This window comes from Stappia sp. (assembly GCF_048261845.1).
Lineage (GTDB): Bacteria > Pseudomonadota > Alphaproteobacteria > Rhizobiales > Stappiaceae > Stappia.
Genome location: NZ_JBLXFR010000097.1, coordinates 1 through 8687 on the forward strand (window position 1 = coordinate 1; position 8687 = coordinate 8687).

The window sequence follows — 8687 nt, forward strand, 5'->3', positions numbered from 1 at the left end:
CGGCTTCCGGGTCGGCCGATGCCACAGCCGTTTCCGTCCTGCCACGACAGCCCGTGATCTGCGCCCAGCCACGAAAGCCCTGCCGTTCCTGCCCGTTCGGCAGGCGCAAGATCGTTCATGATTGTTGAACGATAATGTCACGATTAGGGGGATTGTGTTTCGGTTCGGGTTAAACCAGATTTCCGGACAAGAGGTTTGAAGCCGGTGCCGTACCGGCCCTTTCGTCCCTTTCGACCGGAGACCGACAATGACCGCGACCACCCTTGCCCCGGCGGACCGCTTCGACATGGCTGCCGCCCCCATGCGCATCGGACGTGTCCGTCTTGCCGTGCGCGACCTTGAACGCGTCTCGCGCTTCTACCGCGATGTGCTCGGTCTGGCTCTTGTCGAGGATCGGGGCGAGACGCATCTGCTTGGTGCCGGGAACACACCCTTCCTGGAACTGCATGGAGATGCGGCGCTTGCCGCGCCGGCGCGCTCGGACGCGGGCCTCTTCCACACCGCCTTCCTGCTTCCCGCCCGCGCCGATCTCGGCCGTTGGCTCGCTTTTGCCGCGGAAGCGGGGCTGCGCCTTCAGGGAGCCTCGGACCACAAGGTCAGCGAGGCGGTCTATCTTTCCGATCCGGAAGGAAACGGCATCGAGATCTATGCCGACCGTTCGCCGGCCGGCTGGACCAATGCCGATGGCGATATCGAGATGTCCACCGACCCTCTGGATGCGGAGAGCCTGCTCGCCGAGGCGGCCGGAACCCGGTGGACCGGCGCGCCGGCCGGGACCATTGTCGGCCATGTCCACCTTCAGGTCGGCGACACGGCCGAGGCCGAGCGCTTCTATGCCGGTCTCCTCGGCTTCGACGTGAGCAAGCGTTACCCCGGGGCCAGCTTCTTCGGCTCGGGCGGCTATCACCACCAGCTGGCCGGCAACATCTGGAACAGCCGCGGCGCGCTGCCGCGAAAGCCGGGCCATGCCGGTCTTGCCGGGCTTGAGATCGTGGTGGGCGACAGGGAACGCCTGGCGAGCCTTGCCCGGAAGGCCGCGGCCGCCGGACTGGAAGCGGTCGCGGGCGAGGGCGAACTCCGGCTCCGCGATCCCTGGGGCACGCAGGTCCTGCTGACGGCCGGCTGATCTCAGGAGGGGGCGGAGGCCTCGCGCTTGTCGCGATAGAGAAGCTGGTCGGAGCGCAGCATGATCTCGTCCGGGTCGACCGAGCCGTCGGTCTCCAGGATGCCGGCGCCGAAGTTGATGGCGATGCCCGGCGTCGACAACCGCTCGGCAACGTCGATGAGGCCCCTGCGAAGGTTGTCGATCACCTTGGCCGCTGCCGCTCCTGTCGTCTCTGGCCAGATGATCAGGAACTCGTCCCCGCCCCAGCGGCCGACCGTGTCGACCGGGCGCAGATGCGGCTTGATCGCCTCGGTGAAGGCGATCAGCACCTCGTCGCCGACATGGTGGCCGTACGTGTCGTTGATGACCTTGAAGCCGTTGAGATCGATCATCGCGATCGCCATGTGGTGCTCGAAACGGCGGCAGCGCTCGATCTCGTCGTGCAGGATCTTCGTCAGTTGCCGGCGGTTGTAAATGCCGGTCAGCGGGTCGTTGATGGCGGCCCGCTGCAACTCGTCGATCAGCTTGGCGCGTTCGGAGATATCGCGCACCACGGCCGTGTATTCGGTTTCGCTGCCCACTTCGATCTTGGCGATCGTCACCTCGGCGGGAAACTCCGATCCGTCCCGGCGCAGGCCCATCACGGTGACGCGCGATTCCATCGGTCGCGACTTGATCGGCGACCGGCCAAAGCCCTTGATGAAGTCGGCGTGCTTCTCCCGGAAGCGGTGGGGGATGAGCGTCTCGAGCCGCTTGCCGATGGCGTCCGCCTTGTTGATCTGGAAGATCTCGCAGGCGGCATTGTTGAGCAGCACGACCTTGTGTTCCTGGTCGACCGAGATGATTCCGTCATAGGCCGCGTCCACCACCGCCTCGAAACGGCTCTGGCTCTGGGCCAGGGAGCTTTCCAGCGACTTCTTCTCGGTGATGTCGATACAGGTGTTGAGTATGCGCTCGACTTTGCCGTCGCCGCCGAAGATCGGCGAGAAAACGAAACGCCACCAGGAGATTCGACCGGCCCTGTCGATGACGATTTCGGATTCCAGCGTATTCTGGGTCCTCATGCAGGTGTTGATGAGCTCGATCAGCGGCAGGCAGAGATAGCGCGGGAAAAGGTCGTTGATGGCGGCGCCCGCCACGGCTTCCGTGTCTCGCTCCAGCATCGCCGTGTAGTGGCGATTGGCGGTCACCATGACAATGCCGTTGTGCTCGGACTTCTCGTAGACCGCAACACAGGCGCCGATGGCGTTCACGAAAGCATGGAGCTGCCTGCTGTTCTGCGCGCTGAATGGCACGTTGCACTCCGTTCCTGGCGTCTGGTCTTGTTTGGTCAACATGGTCGTGCGGACGCCCACCTTACAGCCGATTGTCGCCGATTCGGTCTAACAACTAGCCTCTATTGTCAAAATTGTCAGTCCTTGCCGTCCGCATTGCGCTCCACGCCAACGAGCAGTTTGCGCAGCAGGCCGGCCAGCGTCTCGCGTTCCTCCGCCGTCAGATGGGCGAGGTGCTGCATCTCGTTGGCCATGTCCTCCCGGAACGCGGCCCCGGCGAGCGCGATGCCCGCCTCGCTCAGCACGACCTCGAGGCTGCGACCGTCGCGGGAGGATTTTTCGCGCATGATGAGCCCGGCCTTTTCCAGCCGGGCGAGCCGGTGGGTCAGCCCGCCGGAGGAGATCATCAGCGTCGAATAGAGCTCCGTCGGGGTCAGCCGGTAGGGTGGTCCGGCGCGGCGCAGCGTGGAGATCACGTCGAACTCGCCCCGGTCCAGCCCGAAGCCTGCAAAGGTCCGCTCTATGCCGGCCGAAACCAGAAGGGTGAGACGCCGGGCGCGCGCCAGGATCGCCATCGGTTCGGTATCGAGGTCGGGCATCTCCCGCGCCCATTGCGCCCGCAGCCTGTCGACATGATCCGCCATCACGCTTCCTCCTGTTTTCTGCCTCCGCGCGCGCCGGTCACGTCGCTGCCTTGCCCGGACCTGCAACCTCCGGGCGCGGGGTGCATGCCTCTCGATATCAAGATAACAATCTTGACACAAAGATAAACAGGCCGCATTTATCTTCTCGTCAAGATAAATAGGAGGTCGCCATGACCGATATCCGCATCCGGCGTCACCGCGCTTCCGGCCCGGGCGAGAGCCGCACCGTGCGCTTCGAGGGGAGCGATTTCTCCTCGCCCGTGTCGATGTTCCTGTCGAACAAGCAGCCGGGGGAGGGCTCCGGCCTTCACATGCACCCCTACCGCGAGACCTGGGTGGTGCAGCGGGGAGAAGTGGAATTCACCGTCGGCGAGGAGCGCATTCGCGCCGCGACCGGAGACATCGTCGTCGCCCCGGCCAATGTTCCGCACCGCTTTCTCAATGTGGGCAGCGACAGGCTGGAGATCGTTTGCATCCATCCCTCGCAGACCATCCTGCAGCAGGACCTGTGAGCGGCGGCACGCCGCATCCCCGTGAAAAGGAAAGACAATGTCGACTTCGAACGAAACGCCCAAGGTCAAGGGACCGGCCTCCTACTTCCCCTCCATCGAGAAGAAATACGGCCGTCCCGTCGGCGAGTGGATCGCGCTGATCAACACGCAGGACGGACTGAAGCACATGGAACTGGTGAACTGGCTGAAAGAGACGCACGGTCTCGGCCATGGCCACGCCAACGCGCTTGTCGCTCATGCGCTCGCCGCAAGGAAGTGAGAAAGGTGGCGAGGCGGGGGACGGCTGCCGAACGACGAGGTCGTCGTCCCGCGGCGGCGAGACGAAGCGTTCTGGCGTCAGAAGGGATTAAAGAGAAGGAGTGGCTCCCCGAGCAGGGCTCGAACCTGCGACAATTCGATTAACAGTCGAATGCTCTACCAACTGAGCTATCGGGGATCACCAACGGGGCAGCGGATCGTGTCCGCTGCGTCGATGCGAGGCGTATAGCAAACGCATCCTACCCTTGCCAAGCCCTTTGTCACAAAACTTTTCCACAGGAGCGCATCGCACGGTCGCGCGCTCCAGCTCCGGGCGGTGCGCCGGGCGGGCAGCCCGCCCGGCGGCGCGGGAGGCTTTTCAACCGCCGCGCGTGCCACGCCCTTTCGCCCGTGCTTGCGCTTGTTGTGAGCCGGCTGCCGCGCTAAGAAGGAGGTCCGGTCCTCTTCGACGGGCGAAGCCCGAGAAAGAGGAGAAATTCGGAATGCGGTGGGGGAGGACCCAACTCGGGATCCCGAATCCGCAGCTGCCCCCGCAACTGTGAGCGGCGAGCCTTCCTGCGACAACCACTGGACCCGTCGAAGGTCCGGGAAGGGCAGGAGCAAGGGCTTTGACCCGCGAGCCAGGAGACGAGCCGGACCATCCGGGACCCCTTGCGGGTTCCGGCCCGAAACGTCACGCGCCGTCGGGTGGACGGCAGGAGGCCAGATGATCCCTCTCAAGGGCCGGATCCCTCATAAGGGCCAGACCCCTCTTAAGGGCCAGATCCCTCATAAGCGCAGGTGCCGCGCAGGCACCCTGAACCGCGCCCGTTGCGACGCGGGCCGTCGCGGATGCGCGCCGTGAGCGCTGTCCAGTCCTTCCGTACCGTGCTTGTCACCGGCGGCGCCCGCTCCGGCAAGAGCCTGCATGCGGAACGACTGGTCGCCACCAGCTCCCGCGATCCCGTCTATGTCGCCACCTGCGCCGCGTTCGATGCCGAGATGAGCGCGCGCATCGCCCGCCACCGCGAGCAGCGCGGGACCGGCTGGGTGACGATCGAGGAGCCGCGCGACATCGCAGCCGTGATTGCCCGCGAGGCGACGCCGGCCCGCGCCGTTCTCGTCGACTGCCTCACCCTGTGGCTCAGCAACCTGCTGTTTGCCGAGGCCGACATTCCGGCCGAGACCGCCCGCCTTGCCGAAGTGCTTGCCGCCACCGCCGGTCCGGTCGTTCTCGTCACCAACGAGGTCGGTTCGGGCATCGTGCCGGAAAACGCGCTCGCGCGCCGCTTTCGCGACGAACAGGGCCGCCTCAACCGTCATATTGCCGAAATCGCGGATGCCGTCGTGCTTGTCGCCGCCGGCCTGCCGCTCGTTCTCAAACCTGCTCCCGCGCAACCGGAGATCCGTCTATGACCACCGCAAACATTCCCGGCAAGATCCCGGCCACCATCGTCACCGGCTTCCTGGGGGCCGGCAAGACGACGCTGCTCGCCAACCTCCTGCGCGAGGCGAAGGGCAAGCGCATCGCTCTCATCGTCAACGAGTTCGGCGACATGGGCTTTGACGGCTCGCTGGTCGACGGCTGCGCCGATCCCGATTGCGCTGCCGAGGACGTGGTCGAGCTCACCAACGGCTGCATCTGCTGCACCGTCGCCGACGATTTCCTGCCCACCATGGAAATGCTGATCGCCCGCGACGAGGCACCCGACCACATCGTCATCGAGACGTCGGGCCTTGCCCTGCCGCAGCCACTGGTGCGTGCCTTCAACTGGCCGAGCGTCAGGACGAGGGTGACGGTCGACGCGGTCGTCACCGTGGTCGATGCGGCCGCCGTCGCGGAAGGGCGCGTCACCGGCAACGAGGCGGCTCTTGCCGCCCAGCGTGCCGCCGACGAGGCGCTCGACCATGAAAGCCCGATCGAGGAACTGTTCGAGGACCAGCTCGTCTGCGCCGATCTCGTCGTGCTTAACAAGGCCGACCTCGTCGACGGCGAAACGCTTGCGCGCGTCCGCGCCGAGGTTTCGGCCCGCGTCCGCCCGGCGGTCGAGATCGTCACGGCGGAAAAGGGCGTGCTCGCCGCCGACGTGCTGCTTGGCCGGATGAGCGCCTCGGAAGAGGACATGCAAGGCCGCCAAAGCCATCACGAGAGCCATCACGAGGCGCATCACCACGACCACGATCACGATGATGACGACCACGATCATGATCATGATCACCACCACCACCATCATCACGACCACGACCATGACGAGTTCGCCAGCCACGTGATCGAGCTGGGCCCGCTCGCCTCGCTCAAGGATCTGGAGGCGCGTGTCGCAGCCGCCATGGCGGTCGCCGGCGTGCTGCGCATCAAGGGGGCGGTCGCCATCGACGGCAAGGCGGCGCCGGCCATGGTGCAGGCGGTCGGCCCGCGCGTCGAGACCTGGTTCGCCCGCGATGCCCGCGCGCCGGGCCGTGTCGTCGTCATCGGCCTTGCCGGCTTCGACCTCGCCCGCGTCGAGGGGCTGCTCGCGAGCGCGCTTGCCGCGTGATCCGGCCGCGTTCTGAACCGCACGACACAGCCAAGGGGCAGCTACATTGCATATTCTAGCCGGACGCAGCGGACGCATCGACCAGGGCGACGAGGCGGTCGATCTCGACCAGTCGCCGGCCGATGTCGTCTTCCTGTCGGCGGCCGACACCGAGCTGGCCTCGCTGGCGAGCGTTGCCGGTGCACGTGCTGCCGGCGGGCCGTCGCTGCGCCTCGCCAACCTGATGGCGCTGTCGCATCCCTATTCGGTCGACATGTATGCGGAGGCAACGGTTGCCGGCTCGCGGCTGGTCATCGTCCGCCTGCTCGGCGGCGCGGAATACTGGCCCTATGGCGTCGACCGGCTGACCGAGGTGGCACGCGGCGAGGGGCTGCATCTCGCCGTCCTGCCGGGCGACGACCGCTGGGACGAGGCGCTTGCCGCCCGCTCGACGCTGCCGCTCGAGGCGGCCGAGCGGCTCTGGCGCTATCTCGCCGAAGGCGGGGCGGAGAACCTTGAAAACCTGCTGCTCTATGCCGGCCACCTGCTCGACGGTGCGCCCGAGCCGGATCCGCCGCGCGCCCTGCCGCGCGCCGGCCTGTTCCTGCCGGGCCGTTCCCGCCCCGCGCTTGCCGACCTGAAGGCCACCTGGGCCGACAGGGGCGCGCCCGTTGCCGCCATCGTCTTCTACCGCGCCCTGATGCAAGGGGCGGCAACCGGACCGGTCGAGGCGCTGTGCGAAGCGCTGAAGGCCGAGGGCGTCAATCCGCTGCCCGTCTTCGTCTCCTCGCTGAAGGAGGCCGAATCCGCCGCCGTCCTTGCCGCGCTCTTTGCCGGGGCACCGCCCGCCGTCGTCCTCAACGCCACCGCCTTCGCCGTCTCGAAGGCCGGCGAGACGCACAGTTCGACGCCGCTCGACGCGCCGGGCGCACCGGTCCTGCAGGTGGTCTTCTCCTCCTCGTCGGAGGAGGGCTGGCGCGATGCCGACCAGGGCCTCTCGATCCGGGACCTTGCCATGCATGTGGTGATGCCCGAGGTCGACGGACGCATCCTCACCCGCGCCGTTTCCTTCAAGGAGCAGACGCCGCGCGATCCGCTCACCCAGTCCTCGACCATGCGTTTCGTGCCGAAGCCCGACCGCATCGCCTTCGTCGCGGCGCAGGCCGCCCGCATCGCCCGGCTCTCGGCAACGCCGGCGGACGAGCGCAAGGTCGCGCTGATCCTCGCCAACTATCCCAACAAGGACGGCCGGCTTGCCAATGGCGTCGGCCTCGACACGCCCGCCTCCTGCGCCGCCCTCCTGCGGGCGCTGTCGTCGGACGGCTACCTGATCGACAACGCGCCGGAGGGTTCGGCCGCGCTGATGGAGATGATCAGCGACGGGCCAACCAACGACCTTGCCTCCCGCCGGGTCCGCCACGGCGGCGCAGCCTTGTCGCTTGATGACTATGCCGCTCATTTCGCTCGCCTGCCGCAGGCGGTGCAGGAGGCCGTCACCGCCCGCTGGGGCTTGGCCGAAGCCGATCCGCATGTCGAGGAGGGTGCCTTCCGCCTTGCCGTCACGCGCTTCGGCAACGCCGTTGTCGGCATCCAGCCGGCGCGTGGCTACAACATCGATCCCAAGGCGACCTATCACGACCCGGACCTTGTGCCGCCGCACCACTATTTCGCCTTCTACATCTGGCTGCGCGAGACCTTCGGCATCCATGCGGTCGTGCATCTGGGCAAGCACGGCAATCTCGAATGGCTGCCGGGCAAGGCGCTGGCCCTGTCGGAAGACTGCTTCCCCGAAGCGGTGCTCGGCCCGCTGCCCAACATCTACCCCTTCATCGTCAACGATCCGGGCGAGGGCGCGCAGGCCAAGCGCCGCACCTCCGCCGTCATCGTCGATCACCTGACGCCGCCGCTGGCGCGCGCCGAAAGCCACGGCGTTGCCGCCGAGCTGGAGGTGCTGCTTGACGAATATTACCTCGCGCAAGGCGTCGATCCGCGTCGCCTCAAGGCGCTGACCCGCGACATTCTGGAGGCCGCCACCCGCCACGGTCTCGACCGCGACATCGGCATAACCGGGGAGATGGACGAGGAAACCCGCCTTGCCCGGCTCGACGCGCATCTGTGCGACCTCAAGGAAATGCAGATCCGCGACGGGCTGCATGTGCTGGGTGCGGCGCCCGAGGGCGGCTTGCTTACCGCGCTGCTGGTGGCGCTGACCCGCGTGCCGCGCGGGGAAGGGCCGGCGAACGAGGGGATCACGCGGGCGCTGGCCAGCGACCTTGGCCTTGACGGTTTCGATCCGCTCGCCCGCGCCTACGAGCTGCCGTTCGGCGGTTCGCGCCCGGCCATGGTGGCCGCGCTCTGGGACAGCCCGAGGCGCACATGCGGCGGCTCGGGCGAGCGGCGGC

Annotated in this window: 8 protein-coding genes, 1 tRNA gene and 1 riboswitch; of the genes, 6 read left to right on the forward strand and 3 right to left on the reverse strand. The window is 67.1% G+C overall.

The features are described 5' to 3' along the window. Positions 1–247 precede the first annotated feature (247 nt). Positions 248–1126 (forward strand): VOC family protein, encoded by an 879-nt coding sequence (locus ACN0T5_RS20575; RefSeq protein ID WP_417770476.1) that lies wholly within the window; start codon positions 248–250, stop codon positions 1124–1126. 2 nt (positions 1127–1128) lie between these two features. On the opposite strand, the gene ACN0T5_RS20580 is transcribed toward ACN0T5_RS20575, so the two are convergent. Together ACN0T5_RS20580 and ACN0T5_RS20585 are read right to left on the reverse strand one after the other, a co-directional pair. Then, on the reverse strand, positions 1129–2400 hold the full coding sequence (locus ACN0T5_RS20580) for a diguanylate cyclase (RefSeq protein ID WP_417770477.1): 1272 nt from the start codon (positions 2398–2400) through the stop codon (positions 1129–1131). Positions 2401–2516: 116 nt separating this feature from the next. Then, positions 2517–3023 (reverse strand): MarR family winged helix-turn-helix transcriptional regulator, encoded by a 507-nt coding sequence (locus ACN0T5_RS20585; protein WP_417770478.1) that lies wholly within the window; start codon positions 3021–3023, stop codon positions 2517–2519. Between the two features lie 170 nt (positions 3024–3193). Here ACN0T5_RS20585 and ACN0T5_RS20590 point away from each other — a divergent pair, with 170 nt between their 5' ends. Both ACN0T5_RS20590 and ACN0T5_RS20595 read left to right on the forward strand, forming a co-directional pair. Then, positions 3194–3535, forward strand: a complete 342-nt coding sequence (locus ACN0T5_RS20590) for a cupin domain-containing protein (protein ID WP_417770479.1) — start codon at positions 3194–3196, stop codon at positions 3533–3535. 37 nt (positions 3536–3572) lie between these two features. Next, positions 3573–3794 carry a DUF4287 domain-containing protein gene (locus ACN0T5_RS20595; protein WP_417770480.1) on the forward strand — a complete coding sequence of 74 codons (222 nt, stop codon included), beginning with the start codon at positions 3573–3575 and terminating at the stop codon, positions 3792–3794. A gap of 101 nt (positions 3795–3895) precedes the next feature. On the opposite strand, the gene ACN0T5_RS20600 is transcribed toward ACN0T5_RS20595, so the two are convergent. Further along, positions 3896–3971 (reverse strand) — tRNA-Asn (locus ACN0T5_RS20600). Between the two features lie 241 nt (positions 3972–4212). Next, a riboswitch (cobalamin riboswitch) is annotated at positions 4213–4445 on the forward strand. Between the two features lie 188 nt (positions 4446–4633). On the opposite strand from ACN0T5_RS20600, the gene cobU reads away from it, so the two are divergent. From cobU to cobN, 3 genes are all read left to right on the forward strand, one after another. After that, entirely contained in the window at positions 4634–5188 is a 555-nt protein-coding gene (cobU, locus tag ACN0T5_RS20605; protein WP_417770481.1) for a bifunctional adenosylcobinamide kinase/adenosylcobinamide-phosphate guanylyltransferase, read from the forward strand. After that, positions 5185–6306, forward strand: a complete 1122-nt coding sequence (cobW, locus tag ACN0T5_RS20610; protein WP_417770482.1) for a cobalamin biosynthesis protein CobW — start codon at positions 5185–5187, stop codon at positions 6304–6306. The genes cobU and cobW overlap by 4 nt, the downstream gene beginning before the upstream one ends. Positions 6307–6352: 46 nt before the next feature. After that, positions 6353–8687: cobaltochelatase subunit CobN (gene cobN, locus ACN0T5_RS20615; RefSeq protein WP_417770483.1), on the forward strand; the 2335-nt coding region annotated here is incomplete at its 3' end.

Coding starts and splice junctions, on each gene's coding strand:
- ACN0T5_RS20575 (WP_417770476.1), top strand. CDS start 248: ATGACCGCGACCACCCTTGCCCCGGCGGACCGCTTCGACATGGCTGCC.
- ACN0T5_RS20585 (WP_417770478.1), bottom strand. CDS start 3,023: ATGGCGGATCATGTCGACAGGCTGCGGGCGCAATGGGCGCGGGAGATG.
- ACN0T5_RS20590 (WP_417770479.1), top strand. CDS start 3,194: ATGACCGATATCCGCATCCGGCGTCACCGCGCTTCCGGCCCGGGCGAG.
- ACN0T5_RS20595 (WP_417770480.1), top strand. CDS start 3,573: ATGTCGACTTCGAACGAAACGCCCAAGGTCAAGGGACCGGCCTCCTAC.
- cobW (WP_417770482.1), top strand. CDS start 5,185: ATGACCACCGCAAACATTCCCGGCAAGATCCCGGCCACCATCGTCACC.